The 22,802-nt window shown below is 65.7% G+C and carries 15 protein-coding genes; 9 read left to right on the top strand and 6 right to left on the bottom strand.

The features are described from left to right. Positions 1–36 precede the first annotated feature (36 nt). Positions 37–966, bottom strand: coding sequence for an electron transfer flavoprotein subunit alpha/FixB family protein (locus tag PG883_RS01440; RefSeq protein ID WP_270806877.1), 930 nt, complete (start codon positions 964–966; stop codon positions 37–39). Positions 967–1,069: 103 nt separating this feature from the next. Then, complete coding sequence (locus PG883_RS01445; RefSeq protein ID WP_180344810.1) at positions 1,070–1,819, bottom strand: electron transfer flavoprotein subunit beta/FixA family protein; 750 nt, start codon at positions 1,817–1,819, stop codon at positions 1,070–1,072. A 126-nt stretch (positions 1,820–1,945) separates the two neighbouring features. On the opposite strand from PG883_RS01445, the gene PG883_RS01450 reads away from it, so the two are divergent. The 3 genes from PG883_RS01450 to PG883_RS01460 all read left to right on the top strand — a co-directional run bounded on the left by PG883_RS01450 (position 1,946) and on the right by PG883_RS01460 (position 5,558). Next, on the top strand, positions 1,946–3,589 hold the full coding sequence (locus PG883_RS01450; RefSeq protein WP_270806878.1) for an electron transfer flavoprotein-ubiquinone oxidoreductase: 1,644 nt from the start codon (positions 1,946–1,948) through the stop codon (positions 3,587–3,589). A gap of 415 nt (positions 3,590–4,004) precedes the next feature. Beyond that, positions 4,005–4,952: a magnesium/cobalt transporter CorA gene (gene corA, locus PG883_RS01455; protein ID WP_005301617.1), complete on the top strand. Its 948-nt coding sequence runs from the start codon at positions 4,005–4,007 to the stop codon at positions 4,950–4,952. Positions 4,953–5,096: 144 nt separating this feature from the next. Then, complete coding sequence (locus tag PG883_RS01460) at positions 5,097–5,558, top strand: DUF2919 domain-containing protein (protein WP_045524977.1); 462 nt, start codon at positions 5,097–5,099, stop codon at positions 5,556–5,558. 9 nt (positions 5,559–5,567) lie between these two features. Here PG883_RS01460 and PG883_RS01465 read toward each other — a convergent pair whose 3' ends face one another. After that, positions 5,568–6,317 (bottom strand): hypothetical protein, encoded by a 750-nt coding sequence (locus PG883_RS01465; RefSeq protein WP_041212937.1) that lies wholly within the window; start codon positions 6,315–6,317, stop codon positions 5,568–5,570. Between the two features lie 215 nt (positions 6,318–6,532). On the opposite strand from PG883_RS01465, the gene PG883_RS01470 reads away from it, so the two are divergent. The 5 genes from PG883_RS01470 to PG883_RS01490 all read left to right on the top strand — a co-directional run bounded on the left by PG883_RS01470 (position 6,533) and on the right by PG883_RS01490 (position 12,821). Continuing rightward, entirely contained in the window at positions 6,533–7,768 is a 1,236-nt protein-coding gene (locus tag PG883_RS01470; RefSeq protein WP_270806879.1) for an MFS transporter, read from the top strand. A 60-nt stretch (positions 7,769–7,828) separates the two neighbouring features. Beyond that, entirely contained in the window at positions 7,829–9,802 is a 1,974-nt protein-coding gene (locus PG883_RS01475) for a siderophore amonabactin TonB-dependent receptor (RefSeq protein ID WP_270806880.1), read from the top strand. Between the two features lie 78 nt (positions 9,803–9,880). Then, positions 9,881–10,897 carry an amonabactin ABC transporter permease subunit 2 gene (locus tag PG883_RS01480; RefSeq protein WP_010674444.1) on the top strand — a complete coding sequence of 339 codons (1,017 nt, stop codon included), beginning with the start codon at positions 9,881–9,883 and terminating at the stop codon, positions 10,895–10,897. A 12-nt stretch (positions 10,898–10,909) separates the two neighbouring features. Next, positions 10,910–11,959, top strand: a complete 1,050-nt coding sequence (locus PG883_RS01485) for an amonabactin ABC transporter permease subunit 1 (protein ID WP_043155877.1) — start codon at positions 10,910–10,912, stop codon at positions 11,957–11,959. Between the two features lie 43 nt (positions 11,960–12,002). Then, entirely contained in the window at positions 12,003–12,821 is an 819-nt protein-coding gene (locus tag PG883_RS01490) for an amonabactin ABC transporter ATP-binding protein (RefSeq protein WP_010674442.1), read from the top strand. A gap of 90 nt (positions 12,822–12,911) precedes the next feature. Here PG883_RS01490 and PG883_RS01495 read toward each other — a convergent pair whose 3' ends face one another. Next, on the bottom strand, positions 12,912–13,643 hold the full coding sequence (locus PG883_RS01495) for a 4'-phosphopantetheinyl transferase family protein (RefSeq protein WP_029314400.1): 732 nt from the start codon (positions 13,641–13,643) through the stop codon (positions 12,912–12,914). Between the two features lie 185 nt (positions 13,644–13,828). On the opposite strand from PG883_RS01495, the gene PG883_RS01500 reads away from it, so the two are divergent. Next, the gene (locus PG883_RS01500; RefSeq protein WP_010674440.1) at positions 13,829–14,767 is read left to right on the top strand and encodes an ABC transporter substrate-binding protein; all 939 of its coding nucleotides are present in this window, start codon (positions 13,829–13,831) and stop codon (positions 14,765–14,767) included. A 205-nt stretch (positions 14,768–14,972) separates the two neighbouring features. On the opposite strand, the gene amoH is transcribed toward PG883_RS01500, so the two are convergent. Together amoH and amoG are read right to left on the bottom strand one after the other, a co-directional pair. Then, positions 14,973–16,517 carry an amonabactin biosynthesis glycine adenylation protein AmoH gene (gene amoH, locus PG883_RS01505; RefSeq protein ID WP_200163718.1) on the bottom strand — a complete coding sequence of 515 codons (1,545 nt, stop codon included), beginning with the start codon at positions 16,515–16,517 and terminating at the stop codon, positions 14,973–14,975. Next, complete coding sequence (gene amoG / locus PG883_RS01510) at positions 16,514–22,795, bottom strand: amonabactin biosynthesis non-ribosomal peptide synthetase AmoG (protein ID WP_257707166.1); 6,282 nt, start codon at positions 22,793–22,795, stop codon at positions 16,514–16,516. The genes amoH and amoG overlap by 4 nt, the downstream gene beginning before the upstream one ends. Between the last annotated feature and the right edge of the window lie 7 nt (positions 22,796–22,802).

A 22,802-nucleotide genomic window follows, 5' to 3' on the forward strand; every position in this document is an offset into this window, starting at 1 on the left:
AGCACGGACGGCTTTCTTCGCCCCTTTGTGGCAAATTTACAGCTTGGCGGTGAGCTCCGGCAGCAGGGTGAAGAGATCCCCCACTAGACCGTAGTCCGCCACCTGGAAGATGGGGGCCTCCGCGTCCTTGTTGATGGCGACGATCACCTTGGACTCCTTCATCCCCGCCAGATGCTGGATGGCGCCCGAGATGCCCACCGCGATGTAGAGCTCGGGGGCCACCACCTTGCCGGTCTGCCCCACCTGCAGGTCGTTGGCGACAAAGCCCGCATCCACGGCGGCCCGCGATGCCCCGACGGCAGCCCCCAGCTTGTCCGCCAGGGCGTCGATGAGGGCAAAGTGCTCTTTCGAGCCGAGCGCCCGCCCGCCGGAGACCACCACCCGGGCCGCCCCGAGCTCGGGTCTGGCGGAACGCACCGCACGCCGCTCGATGAGCCGGGTACGGCAGCGCACCTCAGCCACCGGCAGCGATTCCATCGCGGCACGCTCCGCCCCGGACCCGGCCTTGGCGAACGCGGTGGGCCGCACGGTGAGCACCTTGACGGGGGCGCTGCTCGCCACCCGGGCGATGGCGTTGCCCGCATAGATGGGACGCAGGAAGGTGTCGGGCCCCTCGATGCCGGTCACCTCGGCGATCATCTCCACCCCGAGCCTGGCCGCCACTCGCGGCAGCAGATCCTTGCCTTGGCTGCTGGCCGCCATCAGGCAGTGCTGGTAGTCCCTGGCCACCTCGGCGAGCAGCCTGTCGACCCCGTCGTTGAGCCCCTCCGCCAGCATGGGATGTTCCGCCAGCAGCACCCGGTTTACCCCCGTGAGGGCGGCAGCCTGCTCCCCCGCCTCCGTCAGCCCCTGCCCCAGCAGCAAGAGGTGCACCTCGCCCCCCAGGCGCACCGCCGCCGTGACCAGCTGGGCCAGGTTGTCGGCGATCCGCCCCTGATGATGTTCCGCAATCACAAGTACGCTCATGGCAGCACCTTCATGTCATCCATTGATCCCTTGCTCCCCTGGGCCGCTGCCCCATGCATGGCGCTCACGCCTGCGGGAGGCATCCCTCTCATGCCCCTGCCCATCAGAGCACCCGGGCTTCGTGCTTGAGCTTGTCCAGCAGCTCGTCCACCGAGCCCACCCTGATGCCGGCGCTGCGCACCGGTGGCGCCATTACCCCGAGCTGCCGTGTCTGGTCGGCCGGCACTACCCCGAGGGCGGCGAACGGCTGGCTCTCCAGCGGCTTGCGCTTGGCCTTCATGATGTTGGGGAGGGAGGCGAAACGCGGCTCGTTGAGGCGCAGGTCCACGGTCACCACGGCGGGCAGCGCCATGCCGAGGGTCTCGAGGCCACCGTCTATCTCGCGGGTCACCTGCAATTCCCCCTCCACCAGCCTGATGGCGGAGGCGAAGGTGGCAAGTGGCCAGTCATTGAGGGCGGCGAGCATCTGCCCTACCTGATTGTTGTCGGAATCGATGGACTGTTTGCCGAGCAGCACCAGGTCGGGCTGCTCCTGCCCGCACACCGTTTGCAGGGCCCGGGCCACGGTGAGCGGGGTCAGGGTCTCGCCGGTAACATAGTGCAGCGCCCGATCCGCCCCCAGCGCCAGGGCATGGCGCAACTGCTCGGCCGCCGCCTCGGGACCGAAGGTCACCACCACCAGCTCGGATGCCACGCCGGCTTCCCGCAGCCTGACCCCCTCCTCCACCGCGATTTCACAAAACGGGTTGATGCCCATCTTCACATTGGCGAGCTCCACATCGGAGCCATCCCCCTTGACCCGGATCCTGACGTTGTAATCAACGACCCGTTTGACTGCGACCAGCAGCTTCATGGCGGTCATCCCTCATACCTGTTGTGTGGGTCCACCTTGTCGTCACTCACTTTTCTGCTGACAAAGTGGTTTACGTTTACGTAAACTACCAGCACTACCCTAGGCCAAGTCGAGCGCAGAGGCAAGATGGAACGCGAAGCAATGGAATTTGATGTCGTCATCGTCGGTGGCGGCCCGGCAGGCCTGAGCGCCGCCATCGCATTGAAGCAGCAGGCCCCGGCCCTCTCGGTCTGCCTGCTGGAGAAGGGGGCCGAGATCGGCGCCCACCTGATCTCCGGCGCCCTGCTCGATCCCGTCGCCCTCAGGGAGCTGCTGCCAGAGAGCTGGCAGGAGGCCCCCCTCGGCATGCCGGTGACGGATGATCAGGTCCATCTGCTGCAAAGCGACAGCCGCTCCCTGCAGCTGCCCCACTGGGCGGTGCCACCCCGCATGCACAACGACGGCAGCCACATCATCAGCCTCGGCACCCTCTGCCGCTGGCTCGGCAAGCAGGCCGAGGCCCTCGGTGTCGAGATCTACCCGGGCTTTGCGGCGAGCACCCTCATCGTGGAGGAGGGCCGGGTACGCGGGGTGGTGACCGGCGATCTGGGTCTCGACAAGGAGGGCAACCCCAAGCCGGATCACGTGCCCGGCATGGCCCTGTATGGCCGCTATACCCTGTTTGCCGAAGGGGCGCGCGGCCACCTCGGCAAACAGCTGATCGCCCGGTTCCATCTGGAAAATAACGCCCAGCCGCAGCATTACGCCATCGGCTTCAAGGAGGTGTGGCAGGTGCCTGCGGGACAATCCCATCCTGGGCGGGTGCTCCATGGCAGCGGCTGGCCCCTTGGTGAGGGAAAGGGCAACAAGAGTCAGGGGGGCTTCTATCTCTATCATCTGGCCCAGGATCAGGTGGCGGTCGGCCTTATCGTCGATCTCAACTACCAGAATCCCTGGCTCAGCCCCTTTGACGAATTCCAGCGTCTCAAGCACCACCCCCTCATCGCGGCAACGTTGCAGGGGGGCGAGCGCATCAGCTACGGCGCACGGGCCATCACCAAGGGGGGCTGGCACTCATTGCCGCGCATGCACTTTCCCGGCGGCCTGCTCATCGGCTGTGATGCGGGCACCCTGGACTTCTCCCGCATCAAGGGGATCCACACCGCCATGAAGTCCGGCATGGTGGCGGCCGCGACGGTCGCCATGGCACTGCGAGGAGGGGATGAAGGGGGACGGGATCTGGCCGAGTTTCAGGACGCGCTGCTGCAAAGCTGGCTGACCCGGGAACTGAAGAGGGCCCGCAACGTTGGGGCCGCACTGCACCGCTTCGGCCCCTGGCTCGGCGGCGCCTTCAACTGGCTGGAGCAGCGACTCTTTGCCTTGACCTCTCCTTTTACCCTGCTGGACAAGGAGCCGGATTACCGCCAGCTGCGCCTGGCCAGCCGTTGCCAGCCCATCGACTACCCCAAACCCGACGGCAAGCTCAGCTTCGACAAGCTCTCCTCCGTCTATCTGGCCAGCACCAGCCACGACGAGGATCAACCCTGTCACCTGACCCTTCAGGACGCGCGCATTCCGGTCGAGGTCAACCTGCCCACCTGGGCCGAACCCGCCCAGCGCTACTGCCCGGCGGGGGTGTTCGAGATCCTTGATGGGGATACCCGGCCCAGGCTGCAGATCAACGCCGCCAACTGCATTCACTGCAAAACCTGCGACATCAAGGATCCCAGCCAGAATATCGTCTGGACGCCGCCCCAGGGCGGCTCGGGCCCCAACTATCCCAATCTGTAACAGGCTTGCCCTCGCAAACCAGAGCAGATAACAAGGAGACGCAGCCCCGGAACACCGCACGGAGACCGTTTTCTGCGCTTGGCCGGGGGCTGTCGCAGGGCGACCAGCAACCCGTCATTCCCGCCGGTGAGCCCGGGCCCTCCTCCACTCCAGGGCGAACAAAGGAGGCGACGTCGGGATCGCCCGTTTCGAGGTCGGCGTGGCTGATCCGACCTCGCCGCTTTTTTGAGCGAACAGGCTGAACCCCCGATGAATAGGCCCTGACAAGCGGGTCCCGCCCCTGTATAGTTCGCCGCATTCAGGTTGTCCATCGGCCTCGTTATGCTATTTCATGGGATCGCTTTCCGTGCGATCTAAGGCCGCATGAACCTGTGCAACCATCCCTGATTACCCATGACTTCTTAAGGGGGGACAGATGATCACCGCCTACATTCTCAACAACAAGGTGCTGGACATAGTCACGCTCGGGCCGGATGACATCGTTCCCGACAACACCGTCTGGCTGGATGCCTACAAGCCGGACACAGCGGAGCGAGAATGGTTGACGGGCCTGTTCCTGGAAGAGGTGCCGGACAAGGAGGAGCTCGATGACATCGAGGCATCCGCCCGATTCTACTGGGACACCGACGGTCTGCACATCCACTCCCTGTTTCCCCAGCGCATCGGTCGCGACACCAAGGGTGTGCACGTCTCTTTTACCTTGCGCAACAACCTGTTGATCAGCATTCGCGAGGATGACATCGGCCTGGTGCGTCTGCTGCGCCACTACATGCGCCAGGACAGGCTGGAGGTCGAAGACGCCCTCGACATCCTGCTGGAGGTGCAAAACCTCAAGGTGGAGTATCTCTCGGATCTCATCGAGGATGGCTACAAGACCCTGGAGAACACCGCCGATCAGATCTTCGAGCCGGACCAGATCAACCCCATGCTCAAGGAGCTGATGGCCCAGGAAGAGGCCAACGGCCAGATCCGTCTCTCCCTGCACGATACCCGCCGCGCCCTGCGCTTCCTCAAACGCAGTCTGCGCCAGCGCATGACGGGGGAGCAGAACAAGTGGATCGACGAGATGCTGCACGACGTGGAATCCCTGCTGCCCCATACCCAGTTCCTGTTCGACAAGATCAACTTCCAGTTGGAGGCCTCCATGGGGGTGACCAATCTGGAGCAGAACAAGGTGATCAAGATCTTCTCGGTAGCCGCGGTGATCTTCCTTCCGCCGACCCTTATCGCCAGCATCTACGGCATGAACTTCGGCCGCATGCCGGAGCTCGCCTGGGAATACGGCTATCCCCTCTCCCTGGTGCTGATGGTGATGTCATCGCTGGGCACCGGTCTCTTCTTCAAGAGAAAAGGCTGGCTGTGACGCCGGAACCCGGCAACTAAAGACTGTGGATTGGGGGGGCTGGCCCCCCGATTAATTCCCGGCCGTTGCCGGCCTTGCAATGGCCTGCCCTGTGCCCCATATCCCCTTCATCACTCGCACTGCATGAATGGATACCGGGCCACCATGACCCTCTACCCCGAACACCGTTACGACGATCACGGCCAGTTGCGCCCCCCGCTCTGGTTCTGGCCCATCGCCCTCTTGCTGACCCGCTCGGTCTGGCTGTTTCTGATGGCGGGGGTCACCCGGGAGAGTGGCAGCGCCATCCTGACCCTCTTCTACCCGGACAAGCTCACCCTCTATGTCAGCCTGCTGACGGACGTGCCCGCCATGCTGGCGCTGCTCGCCTGCGGCGGCACCCATCGCCAGACCCACAGTGCCAGAGCCTGGCTCAGACGCCACAGCCGCGCTCTGCTGCTTTGCTCCACCGCGAGCGGCCTGGTGATGCAACTGCACAGCCTCAATCTGCAGCAGTGGTCGTTCAACTGGCCCACCGCCCTGGTGCTCATCGCCAGCCTCTGGGCGCTCTGGTATCTGCTAAGAAGCCGCCAGTTGCGGGATTACGCTCTGGATCAGCCCCACTGACAGGCTGGTTCACTGGCGCGTGACCCGGATCTGCAGAGTCTGGCGTTCGCTGCCGCTGGCTCCGCCCATGCCTGATGGATTGGCGATCGCGGCCTCCCGGCTGCCTTGGGTTGTGGAAAGCTCCCCCACCGTCAGCCACTGGCCCGGGGCGCCGCTCACCTCGGTGGCACTCTGGCCGGTGTGTATGTTGCCTCGCTCCACTCTTGCCTGTTCACTGCTGAGGGCCACCTGCACCCTGTCCCCTATCAGGGTCGCGGTGGCGTAGAGACCGTTCATCAGCGGCATCATGCCCACCACCCTTCCCCCCTGCCACTGGTAAAAGGTGACCGGCTGATAGGACCCCATCTGCAACAACACGGGCCGCCCGGAGAGGCCACGCACCTGCCAGTTGTCACTCTGGCTGCGTTCATAGTGCCGGGCATCCCCCTCCAGCAGCCACTGCCGTTTGGCATCCAGGCCCAGCCCCACTCCGGCCTGCTGACTGCTGGAGGCGCCATCCACCCGCCACTCGATGAGCAGGCTTTGGGGCGGCTGGTTCACTTGCGCCAGGGTACGCTCGGCCTCCTGCAACTGGGCGGGGGTTCCGCTCAGTACCAGCTGGTTGCCCATGGCGCTCACCCCGAGATCCGGGTAGATCTCCTTGAGCGTCTGCACCGCGGCATCCGCCTCGAATACCGGTATGACCTTCACTTCGGCCCTCAGGGGCAATGCCAGCAACAGGCAGCACCCCAGCCCCCAATACCCTGATCCAGCGCGCATCTTCTCCTCCCGGCGTTCACCGCCACCCTCTCGCTTCCTGCCATCATGGTCCATGGCGCCCCGATTGCAACGGGCCTGGTATGCAACCCCACACAGAGGCACCTGATAAAGACTCGTTAAGATACCAATCAATACAAATAAAAATGGTTATCATTTGTTGTCACAACAAAAACCCTCGGATACAATTCGGACTCATTTTTTCGAGTCAGCCTCTGATGAAGCCAGAATCCGTCGCATACACCCCTGCCGCCATCCACCTGGCGCTGCTCATCAACATGCTCTCCATGGGCTGCATGATGATGGTGATGCCCCTTGGCCCGGAACTGGTAACCCACCTGGGGATGCTGCCGGAGCAGACAGGTTACTTCAGCGGTGGCGCCACTCTGGGAGCCGCCCTGCTGGGCCTCCTGGCCGCCCCCTGGCTCGATCGGGTCAACCGCAAACCCGCCCTGCTGGTACTGCTGGTCCTGCGCTTCCTGCTCTTGATGGCTTGCGCCCTGGCCGAGGATAGCCAGACCCTGCTGCTGATCTTTATCCTGTCCGGCTGCGTGGCCGGCCCCCTTGGGGCCATCCTGATGGCGGCGGTGCTGGATCTGGTACCGCCCGCCGAGCGGGGCCGCCGTCTCGCCTACGTGGGCATGGCGTTTTCCCTGGCCGCCATTCTGATCGTGCCCGCGGCCCTCGTGCTGGCCCAGTGGTCTGGCTGGCAGAGCCCCTTCCTCTTGTTTGGTGCTGGCGGCCTGCTGCTGGCCCTGCTGTGTGCCATCTGGCTGCCGTCCCTGCCGGTCAACCGGGCCCCGGCAGGCCAGGGGATGCGCCAGTTGCTGGGGTCACCGCTCTGCCAGGGAGCCCTCTTCATCCTCTGCCTGCAGATGTTCGGCCACTTCCTGCTCATTCCGCACTTTGCCAACTACTTCCAGTTCAACCTGGGTTTCCCGCGCGAGCAGATCGCCAGCCTCTATCTGTGCGGCGGCCTTGCCAGCATGGCCACCATGCGCCTGTGCGGCGGCTGGATCGATCAGGGCCGCGCCCAGGGCGCCATCCTGCTCACCAGCCTGGCCCTGGCCCTGATCACCCTGGTGGGCTTTGCCTTGCCGGCAGGCCTGCCTCTCTATCTGCTGTTCACCCTCTTCATGGCCCTGAGCTCCGCCCGTGCCAGCACCACCCTCGCGGTCACGGCGGCCATTCCAGCCCCCCATCAGCGCGCCGCCTTCATGTCTTTCCAGGGCTCGGTCACCAATGTGGCGGCGGGCCTCGGCAGCCTGTTCTCCGCCAGATATCTGGTCTCCGACGAGGGGGGCGCCCTGCACGGTTTCCCCACCCTGGCCTGGATCAACATTGCGTGCACCCTGGTGGCCTGCGCCGGTGTCTGGTTCCTCATCCGGGGCCTGAAGCGCACAAGAGATAACAATAATCCTGCCTCTGGCACCGCCAGACAAGGAAGTCAGTGAGCACCGGTTCAGAAGAATCCGGACCCCATAACCTCAGTTATATCCATGGAGTTTTTGACAATGCAGTTGCAGCACGGCCTCTTTAAACTGAACCCCATTCTGCTCTCCCTTGGTCTGCTGGCCGTACCGGGCCTGGCCCAGGCCGAGTCCGTCAAGGTCAACGAGACGGTGGTGGTCACCGCCACCCAGACCAAGCACACCGAGCTGACCGCCCCGGCCAGCGTCTCCGTGGTCACCCGCGCCGATCTGGACAAGATGAACGTCAACAACATCGGCGATGCCCTCAAGCACGTGCCCGGTGTCAACATCATCGGCACCAACCCCACGGGTCGCAACGAGATCAAGATCCGCGGCATGGGCGGTGACTACACCCTGCTGCTGGTCAACGGCAAGCGGGTCAACGCCCGCGAGACCCTGGGCAGCTCCTTTGGCAACGACTTCGACTTAAGCTCCATCCCCATGGCCGCCATCGAGCGCATCGAAGTGATCCGCGGTCCCGTCTCCTCCCTGTACGGGGCCGATGCCCTCGGCGGCGTGGTCAACGTGATCCTGCGCCAGGCCAAGGAGAACACCGAAGCGGCCGTCGGCTACACCCACACCATGCCCACCAAGGGGGATGGCGGGGATGCCAACCAGGGTAGCGCCTTCGTCTCCGGCGCCCTGATCGACAACAAGCTGCTGGGCAGCGTGGTGGTGGAAGGCTATCAGCGGGATCGCTGGAAGAGCGAGCAGTCCAACAACCCGGATGCCGACGCCCTGGAAAAACGGGAAGTGGTCAACGTGCTCTCCAGCCTGAAGTGGCTGGTGGCCGACAACCAGGACATCGACTTCGATCTGGGTTACAACCAGAACGACATGGACAGCTACTTCAACAACGTGCCCCGTGCCCCGACCGCACCGGCCACTCCCCACAACGTGCAGAAACTCGATCGCCTGAGCCTGGGGCTGACCCACAACGGCCGTTGGGAACACTTCGACAGCCGCGCTCGTTACTACTTCGAGCAGACCGATCTGATGGATGACTCCCAGCTCAACGGTGGCGCCGCCGACATCACCCAGACCAACAACACGGTGGATGGCCAGTTGAGCGGCTACCTCGGGGATCACCTGCTGACCTCGGGTGCAGAGTTCCGCAAGACCGAGCTGGAGCACAGCCGCAGCATCCAGAACGGCAGCGTGGATGCGAGCCAGAGCGCTCTCTACCTGCAAGACGAGTTCGGCTTTGGGGATCTGGCCCTGACGCTCTCCGGCCGTCTGGATCACCACGAGACCTATGGCAACGAGTTCAGCCCCCGTGCCTACGCCCTCTACTCCCTGAGTGACGAGTGGGTGATCAAGGGCGGCGCCGGCAAGGCGTTCAAGGCCCCGACCCTGGCCCAGTCCAGCGAAGGGTTCGCCACCACCGCCTGCCGCGGCGCCTGCAAGGTGATAGGCAACCCGGATCTGAAGCCGGAAACCTCCGTCAGCTACGAGCTTGGCACCGCCTACAACGCCGATCGCTTCGGCGCAGGGGTGACCGGCTTCCACAACGAGATCGAGGATCTGATCCAGAGCGATCAGTGGGGCCCGGGCTACCGTCCGACCGTCATGACCTACCTCAACGTCAAGAAGGCCCGCATCAAGGGGCTGGAGCTGACCGGCTGGTTCGACGTGCTGGACAACGTGCAGCTGACCGGCAACCTGACCCTGCTGGACTCCGAAGACAAGAGCACGGGTGACGATCTGGCCAAGACCCCGGATCACACCGGCAACATCGGCCTGGACTGGAAGGCGAGCGACGTGGTCAGCGCCAACCTGGCCTGGCAGTATGTCGGCAGCCAGGTGATCAAGGTGCCGGCCCGCAACGCCCAGGCATTCACCTCCAAGCACTACCAGACCCTGGACGTGAACACCAAGTGGACCGTCACGCCGGCCCTGGACTTCAAGCTCGGCATCACCAACCTCACCAACACCCAGCGTGACGAGGTGGCGACCGACGCCGACTTCATCCTGGAAGGTCGCACCGTCTACGCAGGGGTCGATTACAAGCTGTAATCCATCCTGTATGCGGGAGCCCCGGTCGCGGGGCTCCCTTTTTGCGTTTCTGCCTCCCCGAATTCAAGGAGTCATTGAGTGCTCAGATACCAAGCTCGGCTGTTCTGGCTCGGCGTGCTGCTCCTCTTCCTGCTGATTTGTCTGTCACTGGCCACCGGGGCCGGTGTCTATGGTGGCCGCGAGGTCGCCGGTTTCCTGATGGGCGATCCCGCCTTCGTGGCCGATGAAAAGCTCGCCATGATAGTCCATACCCTGCGCCTGCCCCGTACCCTGGCAGCCCTGGTGGTGGGGGCGTCACTCTCCCTGGCGGCTTCCATGCTGCAAAGTGCCACCCGCAACCCTCTGGCCGAACCCGGCCTGCTCGGGGTCAATGCCGGCGCCGTCTTTGCTCTGGTGATCGGCCTCACCTGGTTTGGCGTCGAATCCGCCTACGGGTATCTGCTCTGGTCCGGCATGGGGGCCCTGCTCGGCAACCTCATCGTGCTGGGCCTCGGCCTCATGGTGGGGCGCTCCAACCCCCTCAAGCTCATCCTGGTAGGCGTCGCCCTCTCCGCCACCTTCGGCGGTCTTTCCAACTTCCTGCTGCTCTCCAACCGGGTGGTGCTGGAGCAGTTCCGCTTCTGGAACTTAGGGTCCCTTGCCGCCTCCAGTCTGGAAGCGGTACTCACCGTGGTCCCCTTCGCCCTGGCCGCCCTGCTGCTGACCCTGGCGCTCTGTCGCCCTCTCACCCTGATGCAGATGGGGGATCACCAGTCCAGGGCCCTCGGCATCCGCCCCACCCGGGTGCGGATCGGCGTGCTCTTGGCCGCAACGCTCTTCACCGCCTGCGCCATCGCCATCGCCGGTCCCATCGGCTTTGTCGGCTTCCTCGCCGCCTACTGCGCCCGCCTGGTGGAGCCGGTTCGCCTCGCCATCCAGGTACGCTTCTCCGCCCTGTTCGGGGTGCTCTTTCTGCTCGGTGCCGATGTGCTGGCCCGCTGGCTGATCCAGCCCTACGAGCTGCCCAACGGCGTCATTCTGGCGCTCATCGGGGCGCCTGTGCTCATCCTGGTGGTGCGCAGCGGCGGCTTCCGCTCCCTGCTGGCCGTCAAATAAGGTGCCACGCCCATGAAGAACTCTCTCTCACTCCCGAGCGGCACCCTCTGCCTTCGCCTTGGCAGCCACACCCTGTTGCTGCACCGCCGCGCCTGGCTCATCACCCTGGGGCTCCTGGTCGCCCTCACTCTGCTCTCCCTGCTGGCCCTCACCCTGGGTTCCGGCAAGATCACCATGATGGGGGTGATCCAGACCCTGCTCGGGGAGGGAAGCCGACTCGATCAGGTAACCGTCTTCAAGATCCGACTGCCGCGCCTGTTGGCGGTGCTGGTGGCCGGCGCCGCCATGGGACTCTCGGGCTGCCTGGTGCAGACCCTGGTGCGAAACCGCCTCGCCACCCCGGACATGATAGGGGTCAACGAGGGGGCATCCCTTGCCATCATCATCTTCTCCCTCTATCTGACGCTGGGCACCTGGCCCTGGTGGGCCGCCCCCTTCGGCGCCCTGTTTGCCGCCGCCGTGCTCTATGCCCTGTGCAACAAGCCCGGGGAGCAGGGCTACCTGTTCGTGGTGATCGGCATCGGGGTCTCCGAGCTGATGAACGCCCTCGGCCAGTTCGTCATGTCCACCCAGTCCCTGGTGCACCTCACCAGCCTCTATCTGTGGAACATGGGCAACTTCGTCGGTCAGGGCTATGGCACCCTGCTACCGGTGAGCCTGCTGCTCCTGCTCATCTGTCCCTGGACCGTCTGTCTCTCCCGCTCCCTCGGCGTGCTGCGCCTGGGACCGGTGACGGCCAGCACCCTCGGGGTCAACGTGAACCGGGTCCAGCTCGGGGTGCTGGCCCAGGCCATCATCGTCGCAGCCCTTGGCACCGCCATCGGCGGCCCCGTGGTCTTCATTGCCATGGCGGCCCCCATCCTTGCCTCCTGGCTCAGCCGGGATCGCATCGTGCCGCTCTGGATTGCCGCCCTGTGCGGCGCCCTGATGCTGCTCGCCAGCGACACCCTGGTGCGGGTGCTGGCCAGCCCCCACGAGGTGGCCACCGGCATCATGACCCGCATTCTCGGCGGCCTGCTGCTGCTCTTCATCCTGCTCAAAGATCGCCAGAAGGCCGACTGACCATGGCATTCATCCATTTTCAATACAGACCGAGGGCCGCCCGATGACGCTCACCGTGAACCGACTCCAGTTCGGCTACCCGCAAAAGACCATCTTCAAGGAGATATCCTTCTCCCTCCCCCGGGGCAAACTGGTGGGGATCGTCGGCCCCAACGGCGGCGGCAAATCCACGCTGCTCAAGCTCCTTGCGGGACAGGAGCAGCCCCGGTCCGGGGAGATCCTGCTCAAGGAGAAGCCACTCGGTGCCTATGGCGCCAAAGCCCTGGCTCGGGAACTCGCCTATCTGCCCCAACGTCCCCTGGTCCCCCCCGGTATCCTGGTGGAGCAGCTGGTGCAATATGGCCGCCATCCCCATCAGGGCTGGTTCAATCAGTGGAGCGAGGAAGATGCCCGCATGGTGGACTGGGCCCGGGAGCGGATGCAGCTCGATGCCATCTGGCACCAGAGCGCCAGTTCGCTGTCCGGCGGCCAGGCCCAGCGGGTGTGGCTCGCCATGGTGCTGGCACAGGATGCGGACATCATCTTGCTGGACGAGCCCACCAGCGCGCTGGACATCGGCCACCAGACCGAGGTGATGGAGGCCATCCATCGGGTCGCCGCCGAGGGCAAGACGGTGCTTATCGTCATCCACGATCTCGCCACCGCCGCCCGCTACTGCGACGAGCTGATTGCCCTGGGGGATGGCGCCATCCAGGCCATGGGCCCAGCCCGGGAGGTGGTGACCAAGCCCCTCATCGATCGCCTCTACCAGACCGATGTGGACATACTGCACGCCCCCGGCGACGGGGCCCCTGTCATCGTGCCCCGCCGACGCGCTGACGAAGTGCCTCGCCTGCGCGCCGACCATGGCGTGTCGGCCTGAGCCATACCCTGTGCCAGAGAAAGAACCCGCCTGATGGCGGTTTCTTTCTCTGGGCTTTGCGTTGGCGTTATCCGGGCGCTGGCATCGTGCTCACAGCAGCAAGACGGTGAGCACGCCCCCCGGCAGGGCTTGCCAGTGCAGGGTGCAGCGCCAGCCAGCTGGCAGGGTCGGTGTCAGCGGGCATTTGAGCTCCAGGGTGAGAGTCTGCGCCGTCATGGCGAGCCAGCGGGCATCGAGAAAGTCAAAGTAGCGCCCCACCCGGGAATAGAGCCCCTTGAAGAGGCTTTCCTTGGCGGAAAACACCAGGGTCAGTCCCTCTGCCAGGCTCAGCTGGGCGTCGTGAACCCCCGCCTCCAGCCGCCCCCACTCCTCCCCATCCATGATGCCGGGCCAGAGCTGCGCCCCTTGGTCGCCATCGAGCCAGGCCTCCAGATCCAGCCCGATTCCCTCCTGGCCCGGACGCACCGCACACAGGGCCACCCCCTCTCCCGCCAGCCGGCTGTGGCTGATGCTCCCCTCCACCCCTTCAGGCCAGAGTGGCTCCCGGGCAGCGCCGATGGCCACGCTGCATCCTGCAAGACCGAAGGGTCGCAGGGCCTCACGGGCTGCGAGACGCCCTGCCAGAAACTCCCCGAGGCGCCTGGGGGCAGCCCCCTGCAATGAAGCAGGCAGGATGATGCCCTGCGCCCCAAAGCACTCCGGCGAGAAGGCGGCGGGATCAAAACAGACCCGATGAAGAGGCAGCGTCTCAAGACCCGGCAGGCACAAGGTATCGAATTGACGGACAAAGGGTCCATCGAGTGAGGGACAACGAGGCAACATGAAAGGCTCCTGACAGGGGCCTGCGATGGTACCAAAGCAAGCCGAGGTCATGCCACAAATACAAATGACAACGCTTCTCACTTGCTTTGTGGTAGCATGTCCCCGCCCATTCGGGGCTGGCCGGGCGGCTCTCAGGCACTTTTCACAGACTCCGGCCCACCGATTTCACCCATAAGGATGTCACCATGAAGATCTTCTCCCCGCTGGCCACCTTGCTCATGCTGGCCAGCCTGACGGGCTTCCAGGCCCAGGCGGGCAGCCGCCAGGTCATCGATGCCAACGGCCAGTCCCAGAGCGTCCCCGATGCGCCCCGGCGGGTCGTCGTGTTGAGCGAACTCGATCTCGACAGCGCCCTGACTCTGGGGGTGCAGCCGGTAGGCACCGTCAATGGACGCGGCCAGTCCACCCTGCCCCGCTATCTGCTGGACAAGGCGGGCAAGGAGATCGCCGTGGTCGGGGATCTGGACAACCCCAATCTGGAGACCCTCATCGATCTGGAGCCGGACCTCATCCTCACCGGCCAGACCAAGCCCGAGCTCCTGGCCCTGCTCAAGGAGATCGCCCCTACCGTCGTCACCGGCAACTGGGGCGAGCCCTGGAAAACCGTGTTCGGTCGCAGCGCCGACGCGATGAACCGGGGGGCCGAGGCCAAGGCGTTCCTCACCCGGTATGAGGCCCGCCTGGCAGAGGCCCGCAGCAAGCTCGCCAAGCATCAGGGGGAGCAGATGAGCATAGTGCGCTGGAACCCCAAGGGGCCGAGCTACATGCACGGCGGCACCTTTGCCAGCAGCGTGGTCACCGAGATGGGGCTCACCCGACCGTCCCACCAGATTGGCGACAAGAGCCCCCACTCCCCGGCCCTGAGCCTCGAATCCCTCAACCTGCTGGACGGTGACTGGCTGGTGATCGGCACCCTCAGCACCAGCGGGGATGCGGTGGATGCCATGAAGCAGGCCGAGCAGACCCCGGCCTTCCAGCAGCTCGGCGCCATCAAGGGCAAGCGCTTCGGCGCCGTGGACGGGTCTCTCTGGACCTCCACCGGCGGCCCCCAGGCGGCCCTCAAGGTGATCGACGACGTCGAGCGCCTGCTCACCAAACCGGATGCCGCCCCCATCGCTCACTAAGCCCCCTCGGTTTACAGCCAACAAGAAGCCCGCATGATGCGGGCTTCTTTTTATCCATCGCTCTTACCATCCGGCAAGACAGCTTACTCATGCAAAGGCAACGCCTTTCTGTCGAGCTTGCCACTGCCGGTCTTGGGCAGGGCATCCAGCAAGAGGATCCGTGCCAGCACCCTGTTATTGAGGCATCGAACCTGCAAGCCCTTTGTCACCCCGGTAATGGCAGCGCCTTTCTGTCGAGCTTGCCGCTGCCGGTCTTGGGCAGGGCATCCAGCAGGATGAGCCGTGCCGGCACCATGTAGTGCGGCAGCGTCGCCTGCAGCCCCTTGCGCAGGGCGAGGCGATTGAGAGTCACCCCGCTTTTCGCCTCCACGTAGCCCACCAGCATGGCATCGTCCCCCTCACCCACCAGACGCACCGCCGCCTCCTGCACCCCGGCCTGGCGGCGCAGCCCCGCCTCCACCTCCCCGAGCTCGATGCGAAAGCCCCGCAGCTTGACCTGATCGTCGCGCCGTCCCAGATAGAGGAAGCGGTCCGCCCCAAGGAGGCGCACCCGATCGCCGGTGCGATAGAGGCGGTGGGTGGCAAGGCGCAGGAAGGCCGCGCTGGTCAAGGCAGGCTTGCGCCAGTACCCCTCGCACAGGGCCGGGCTCTCGATGCAGAGCTCGCCGCACTCCCCCTCTGCCACCGGCTGCACCGCCTCGTCCAGCACCCAGTGACGATAGCCGGGCAGGCTGTGGCTGATGGTGATCTGCCCGCCAACCGGCGGCCAGCGCACCTCGCTCACCAGCGACCAGACGGTGGCCTCGGTCGGCCCGTAGCAGTTCCACAGCCGCCGGGTGCGGGCACAGAGCTGCTCGGCCAACCCTGAGTCCAGCGCCTCGCCACCGCACAGGGCGGTGAGGGTATTGCGCCCCTGCCAGCCCGCCTTGAGCAGCATGCGCCAGCAGGCCGGGGTGGCCTGCAGCCAGTTGATGGAGGGGTCGGCCTCGAGCAGGGCCAGCATCCCCAGGGGATCCTTGTTGTGCTCACCGCCGGCCACCGTCAGCCGGCCACCGCCCCAGAGCGGCCCCAGCATCTCCAGCAGCGAGATGTCGAAGGCCGGGGTGGTGATGAAGAGCCAGTGGCAGCCAGGTGAAAGCCCGAGCCGCTCGCGGATCCCGTCGAGGAAGCAGAGCAGGGCCCGCCGGCTGATGACCACCCCCTTGGGCTCGCCGGTGGAACCCGAGGTAAACATCATGTAGGCAGCCAGGGCGTCATCCACCTGGGGCCAGGAGACGGGCCCTGCCGCTGCCGGGCCATCGAGGGTACGCAGCGGACAGCCGAAGGCGGGAGCCGGCCTGTCGCCGTCGCAGATCACCGCCGACAGGCGCGCCTGGCGTGCGATCCCCTGCAGCCGCTCCACCGGAAAGTCCGGCTCAAGGGGTACGAAGGTGAGACCGAGCCGCAGGCAGGCCAGCAGGCTGGCCACCAGATCGGGGCTGCGGGAGAGATAGAGGCCGACCCGCTCCCCCACCGCCAGCCCCTGCAATCGGGCGGCAATCTCGCCGACCCTGACATTGAGCGCGCCGTAGCTGAGCCACTGCTCATCTGATCCGCCCTCACTGATGCCCTCCCCGCCCATACGGATGGCGGGGGCCAGCGGACTGGCGGCCAGACAGGCGGCCAGCCGCGCACCCAGGTTGGCCGCCCCCTCACGGGGGGCGGGCCGGGTTTGCACGAGTTGAGCCTTATGCTTGATGGTCACCGTCATAGTGCGGCCTCCGTTTGGCGCACCAGCCAGTGCCGATAGAGCCGGCTGGGGGATGGATGGGCCTTGAGGGTCTGCAGGCTGAGCGGCGCCCGCTCCTGGCCAAACGCCTCGTTGAGGGCCGCCAGCAGGGCGAGCTGCTGCACCGAATCCACCCCGAGTTCACACAAGGTCTGCTGCCAGATGCCGGGCACGCCACACTGGCGCTCCCACAGAGCCACCAGCACGCGGGCCTCGGCCGGCGGCTGAGCCAGACCGGGCTCCGTCCTGGTGGCGACCACCTGCGGCATCACCGGGGGCAGTGCCGTCGCCACCACACTGGCCGGTTGGCTCAGATCCGCCTGCGCCAGCCAGCCGAGCTCGACCAGCCAGTCAGCCAGCACCGCCTCTGCCCGTGCCTCGGGGATCTGCTCGCCATCGAACTCGAGGCGCAGCTGGAGCGTCTCACCCCGGCTGCTGACCACCAAGGAGAGCGGCAGCTCCACCTTCTCCACCACGGTGCCAAAGCGCGGCACTAGCTGGTGAGGTTCGGGGGCGGCAGGGGTTGCCGGCATGGGATAGTTCTCGAACACGAACAGGCTCTGGAACAGACGTGCCCGGCCTTTGGTCAGTGCCGCCAGCGACTGGGTGCCGTGCTCATTGAGCGCCATCAGGTCGGTCTGCAACCGGGCGATATGCTCGGCCAGGGTCAGCTCGGTGCACCACTCAAGCGCCAACGGCAGGCTGTTGATGTAGAGCCCGACGCTCGCGGTGATCCCCTCGATGGGATAGTCCCGGCCCGGGGTCACGTTGCCCACCAGGGTGACGGCATCGCCAGAGCGGCGTGCCAGCAGACGGTGCCAGACATATTGGGCCAACAGGCCCGCAGTCACGCCCAGGTCGCGGGCACGGCGCGCAAGCTGAGCTGCCACTTCGGCCGGCAGCGCCGTGGCGCACACCGCCGGTCGCTGCTGGGTATGGCGCCCGCTTGAGCCCGCGTCCAGCGTCACCCCGAACAGGCAGGCGAGATCGTTAGGCTTTGTTAGCAGCTCGCCACGCCCCTGCCAGTAAGCGTCGGCGCTGCGGGCTTGGCTGGCGATATGGCCACCAAATTCGAGCCAGGCGGTATCCGGCTCGGCTTGTGGCAGCAGGCCGTTCATCAGCGCCTGATAGGCGCGATGCAGGGAGCCCAGCAACACGGGACCGCTCCAGCCATCCAGCACGCCGTGATGGGCGCTGAAGATCACCTTGTGGTGATCGGGGGCCAATTTGAAACAGGCAAGGCGCAGCAGGGGGGCCTGCTCCAGCGGGATCGGGCGGGCCAGATCCTGCTCGCGGTATGCCTGGACCCGTGTCTCTGCATTTCCCACCTCGGACAAGTCCTCATAGTGGAATGGCAACTCGGCGTGCTTGAGAATGCGCTGCAGCGCCACCCCGTCCGCCAGTACCAGTTCGCTGCGAAGGGCCGGCCAGCGGGCAATCTGCCCCTGCCAGGCCTGACGGTAGACCGCCACGTCCAGCGGCTGGTGATAGTCGATTTCGGTCTGCAGGTGATAGGCGTGATCCCGGGGCAGCAGCGCCCTGTGATGGAACATGCTCTGCTGAAGCGAGGTCATGGGCAGCAGGGTCTCCACCTCGCGCCCTGCCAGCACCCGATCGAGCCCAGCTTGCGAGAGGTCAAGCCCCGGGAAGTCGCTCGGGGTATGGCGCGGCGCCTTCAGGTTGCAGCAGTGCTCCACCAGCGCCGTCAGGTTGTCCGCCAGCCGCGCCATCAGAGCGTCGCTCCCTTGCTGGTTGAGGGCGCCGACCTGGCGCAGGGTGAGGCGGCCATCAAACACGCCCCCATGCAGACTGACCAGTTCCCGCGGCAGGTTGTCAGGGGACGTAGGTGCCCCCGGCGCCAGCGGCAGGGGCTGCCAGGGCTGAGCGGCCTCGCCCTGATGGCTGACCCCCAGGTAGTTGAAGACGATCAGGGCTTCGGGCAGTGCCCAACCACGGGGGTGGTGCAGTCGCAGGGCGTTGAAGCCCACCCCCTTGTCCGGCACGGCGCGCAGCTGTTCCTTGGTGGCGCACACCAGCGCATCCCACTCCTTGGCATCCGCCAGCGCCAGCGGGTAGGTGCTGGTAAACCAGCCGAGGGTACGGCTCACGTCCAGTTCAGCATCGATGGCCTCGCGGCCGTGTCCTTCCAGCATCACGCAGTGACGGCTGCCGTAACCCAGCTCGCTCAGGGTACGGGTCAGGGCCGCCAGCAGCAGGTCGGGCACCCGGGTAAAGTAGGCCTGGTTGGCGGCGTCGATAAGACGAGCCGTGGTCTCCTGACTCAGTTGCAGCAGGCTGGCGGCGGCGCGGCCATCGGTGGCGCGCGCCGCTTCCAGCAGGTGACCCTCGCTGCCTTCCCCCTGAGCCAGCCAGAAGCCAAGCTGATCCTCTTCCCGTTTGGCGTAGGCCGCGAGCCCCTCACCCCACTGGCGATAGCTGCTGCCCTTGGCGGGCAGCGGCTCGCCCCTGCTCACCCGGGCCAGATCCTCGGCCAGGATGCGCCAGGAGACCGCATCGATCACCAGGTGATGGAAGGCGAGGAAGAGCCCTTCCACCGTCTCGCGATCGCCCTCCCGCTCACCTTCCAGAGAGAGATTGCGCAGGCGGGCCCAGGCCAAAGTGTGGCCGCTGGCAGGGTCGAGCTCTCCCTGCAGCTCGGTCAGGCGGGCCTGCAGCTCGACCTCATCGAGATTGGCGGCATCCAGGGTCGGCAGCGGCGGCAATGGCAGTTCGGCCAGGTAGCGCTGGCCGGTCGGGGTTACCGCCAGACGCAGGGCATCGTGGTGCTGGCGCAACGCATTCAGCCAGCCGCGCAGGGCCTCATCGTCCACCCCGGCCGGCAGGCGCAGGATCACCCCCTGGTTCCAGTGACCGGATTTGGCAAAGCCCTGCTCGAAGAACCAGTGCTGGATGGGGTGGAGCGGGAACTCGCCCGTCAGGCTGCCCTGCTCGCTCCTGTGGCTGACCGCCTGCTGCTGGCCGAGCTGGCGGCAGAGGCGGCGCACCGTCTTGGCTTCGAACACGTCCTTCACGCTGCAGTGCAATCCCGCATCCCGCAACCGGGTGGTGAGCTGGATGCTGAGGATGGAGTCACCGCCCAACAGGAAGAAATCATCCTCCACCCCGAGGGGCTGCTTGAGCACCCCTTGCCAGATGGCGAGCACGGTCTGCTCCAGTTCGTTTTGTGGCTCGCCCTTGCTCTGCTGCCAGACGATGGCGGGCAGTCGGCGCAAGTCCAGCTTGCCGTTGGGGGTGAGTGGCATCTCGGGCAGCCAGCAGAGGCGCGCCGGCACCATGTATTCGGGCAGGCACTCGCCGGCCCGCTGCAGCAGGGCATCGCCGTCGGGCTCCCTTGCCCCGGCCTGCAAACAGGCGTAAGCGAGCAGGCGCCCCTCCTGCACCACCACCTTGATCTGGCGGATGACCGGGCACAATTCGGCAAGCCGGGTCTCGATCTCCCCCGGCTCGATGCGATAACCGCGCAGCTTGATCTGCTCGTCTATCCGACCCAGATACTGGATGTTGCCGTCGCGGCGCAGCAGGGCCCGATCGCCGGTGTGATAGAGGCGATGGGTACGTTCCTCATTCGTTGCATCAAAGGCCAGCTCGATAAAGGCCTCCTGGGTACGCTCCGGTAGATTGAGGTAGCCGCGGGCCAGCCCCAGCCCCGCCAGGCAGAGCTCGCCGGGCACCCCCACCGGGCAGAGGTTGCCCGCCTCGTCCAGGATCAGCGCCTTCAGGTTGTTGACGGGTCGACCAATGGTGATGGGCGCCCCCGGGGTGAGCCGCGCGCAGAGCGCGGTGACGGTGCACTCGGTCGGGCCGTACATGTTGAACAGCGCCACCCGCTCCCCCCAGCGCTCCACCAGGCTGCTCGGGCACGCCTCGCCGCCAAAGCCGATGGCCTTGAGGGAGCCGAGATCCGCCGGGGGCAATAGATTCGCCAACAGCGCCGTGGGCAGGATCATATGGCTGGCACCGCAAGCGATCGCGGCACCGATCACCCCCTCGCCCGGCTCGCCGAAGTGCAGGGCCGCGCCGCAGTAGAGCGGCAGCAGGGTGGTCATGTTGCCTGCATCGAACGAGAGGGACATGCAGTTGAACATGGCGCCATTCTGATCAAGGGCGATGCGCTCGCCGTGATCCGCCATCAGGTTGACCAGGCTGCCCTGCTCCACCATGACCCCCTTGGGCAGGCCGGTGCTGCCGGAGGTGTAGATGATCTGGGCCAGCATGGCGGCGTCCCGAGGCAGTGCGGGCGTGCTGGTTGGCATCTTGTCCAGCACCAGCCCTTGCAGATCGTGATATTCGGCCGTCGTGCCCGCCAGCGCCTCGCCAAGCCGCGGATCCGGCACGCCACCCAGCACCAGGCTGATGGATGCATCGCCAAGGATATGGGCCAGCCGCTCGGCGGGATAGGCAGGATCGAGCGGTACATAGGCCGCCCCCGCCTTCCAGCAGGCGAGCAGGGCGATGACGAAGGCCACATCGCGCCTGGCCTGGATGCCGATGGCGGCGCCCGGGGTGACGCCCTGAGCCTGCAGCCAGTGGGCCAGCCGGTTGGCTAGCACCTCCAGCTCGCCATAGGTCAACGATTGCACACCGTCGCTCACCGCCAACGCGTCCGAGCACTTCCCAACGCGCCGCTCGATATGACAGAGCAGGGTGTCGCGACTCGGGTAATCCGGCGGCAGGTCTGCAAGCTCGGCGGCCAGCGCTGCCTGGTCGGTGCCCGCCTCCAGCGGCAACTGCCAGATGTCGGTCTCGGGGGCCGCCACCACGGCGCGCATCAGGTGCAGCAGGCGATCGGCATAAGCCTGGATGGTCTCTCGCTCGAACAGGGCGGTGGCGAACAGCCAGTCCACTCTGACCGAATCCATCAGCTCGGTCACCTTGACCGAGATGTCGGTCTTGGCCGGCAGCACAGGCGAGGTCTCCTCCACCAGCTGGCAGCCGGGGATGAGATCGTTGAAGTCCACCTTGGCCTGATAGACCAGCATGATCTGGAAGATGGGGTTGATGGCGGTGGTGCGATCGGCGCCGATGGCCTCGGCCAGCGCCTCGAAACGGTAGAGCTGGTGATCGAAGGCCGCCAGATCCTCCTCCCGGCACTGCTGCAGATAGTCGACAAAGCTGGGCTTGCCGCTGAGTTGAGTGCGCAGCACCAGGGTATTGACGAAAAAGCCCACCAGCGACTCGATCTCGTGGCGCTCGCGATAGGCGAGCGGGGTGCCGATCACCACCTCCTTCTCACCGCTCTGGCGCACCATCAGCAAGGCAAACAGGGCGTGCAGGCCGATGAAGTTGGAGGTGCTGTGCCGTTGGCAGAGGCGCTTGAAGCTCTCCCACAGGTCGCTCTCGATGGTGGAGAAGACCAGCTCGCCGCCGCTGTCCTGATGGGCCGGGCGCGGCTTGTCGAGCGGCAGACCGTGCACCTCGGGGCTGCCACCGAGCCGGTCGACCCAGAACGGCTTGAACTCGGCGTGATAATCGAGAAAACGCGGTGAGTTGAACCAGCGGGCATAGTCGATGTAGGTGAGCGGCAGCTCGCTCACCTGCAGAGGCTCGCGGTTCTGGTGGGCAAGAAAGGCGCGCTTGAGATCCGCGAACATGTTCTTGACCGACCAGCCGTCGGAGATGATGTGGTGCTGAGTGATTAGCAGCACGTGCTCGCGGCTGCCCAGCCGAATAAGATGCACCCGGCTGAGCTCCCCCTGGGTCAGGGAGAAGGGGCGCCCGATCTCCTCGCGTACCCGCCTGGCCACATAGGCTTCGCGCTCGGCAGCGGGCTCTGTGCTCACGTCCTCTATCTGCAGCTTGAAGGGCGTGTGGGGCAGGATCTCCTGGGCCCCCCTGCCCGCCTCGTCCTTGATGAAGCGGGTACGCATGCTGGGGTGGCGGGCAAACAGGTGGTCGAAGGCAAACTCCAGTGCCACCGTGTCCAGCTCTCCCTTGACGCGAAAATAGACCGGCATGTTGTAGAGGTGGGAGGCCTCCTCGTACTGCTCGATAAACCAGAGCCCGCTCTGGGACGAGGAGAGCGGCCCCTGCCGGGCGCCCTCGGCGGCGATAGGTTCTTCGAAGGCGGCACGGGCCGCCAGGCAGCGCACCAGCTCATCCTTGTGGGCCTTGATGGTGGCACCGATGGCCGGCGTCACCGCCTCCTTGCTCGACTGGGAGATAAGCTGGCCCTTGTCGTTCAGCGCCAGCTTCACTCCCTGCCGTTCCAGCTGTTTCAACAGCAAAATCATATTGTTCATCTGTTTC

It is taken from the genome of Aeromonas sp. QDB25, from assembly GCF_027707725.1.
Taxonomy (GTDB): Bacteria; Pseudomonadota; Gammaproteobacteria; order Enterobacterales; family Aeromonadaceae; genus Aeromonas; species Aeromonas caviae.

Excerpts from the sequence above, each read along its gene's own strand:
- PG883_RS01440 (WP_270806877.1), bottom strand. The coding sequence starts at position 966 with ATGAGCGTACTTGTGATTGCGGAACATCATCAGGGGCGGATCGCCGAC.
- PG883_RS01445 (WP_180344810.1), bottom strand. The coding sequence starts at position 1,819 with ATGAAGCTGCTGGTCGCAGTCAAACGGGTCGTTGATTACAACGTCAGG.
- PG883_RS01450 (WP_270806878.1), top strand. The coding sequence starts at position 1,946 with ATGGAACGCGAAGCAATGGAATTTGATGTCGTCATCGTCGGTGGCGGC.
- corA (WP_005301617.1), top strand. The coding sequence starts at position 4,005 with ATGATCACCGCCTACATTCTCAACAACAAGGTGCTGGACATAGTCACG.
- PG883_RS01460 (WP_045524977.1), top strand. The coding sequence starts at position 5,097 with ATGACCCTCTACCCCGAACACCGTTACGACGATCACGGCCAGTTGCGC.
- PG883_RS01465 (WP_041212937.1), bottom strand. The coding sequence starts at position 6,317 with ATGCGCGCTGGATCAGGGTATTGGGGGCTGGGGTGCTGCCTGTTGCTG.
- PG883_RS01470 (WP_270806879.1), top strand. The coding sequence starts at position 6,533 with ATGAAGCCAGAATCCGTCGCATACACCCCTGCCGCCATCCACCTGGCG.
- PG883_RS01475 (WP_270806880.1), top strand. The coding sequence starts at position 7,829 with ATGCAGTTGCAGCACGGCCTCTTTAAACTGAACCCCATTCTGCTCTCC.
- PG883_RS01485 (WP_043155877.1), top strand. The coding sequence starts at position 10,910 with ATGAAGAACTCTCTCTCACTCCCGAGCGGCACCCTCTGCCTTCGCCTT.
- PG883_RS01490 (WP_010674442.1), top strand. The coding sequence starts at position 12,003 with ATGACGCTCACCGTGAACCGACTCCAGTTCGGCTACCCGCAAAAGACC.
- PG883_RS01495 (WP_029314400.1), bottom strand. The coding sequence starts at position 13,643 with ATGTTGCCTCGTTGTCCCTCACTCGATGGACCCTTTGTCCGTCAATTC.
- PG883_RS01500 (WP_010674440.1), top strand. The coding sequence starts at position 13,829 with ATGAAGATCTTCTCCCCGCTGGCCACCTTGCTCATGCTGGCCAGCCTG.
- amoH (WP_200163718.1), bottom strand. The coding sequence starts at position 16,517 with ATGACGGTGACCATCAAGCATAAGGCTCAACTCGTGCAAACCCGGCCC.
- amoG (WP_257707166.1), bottom strand. The coding sequence starts at position 22,795 with ATGAACAATATGATTTTGCTGTTGAAACAGCTGGAACGGCAGGGAGTG.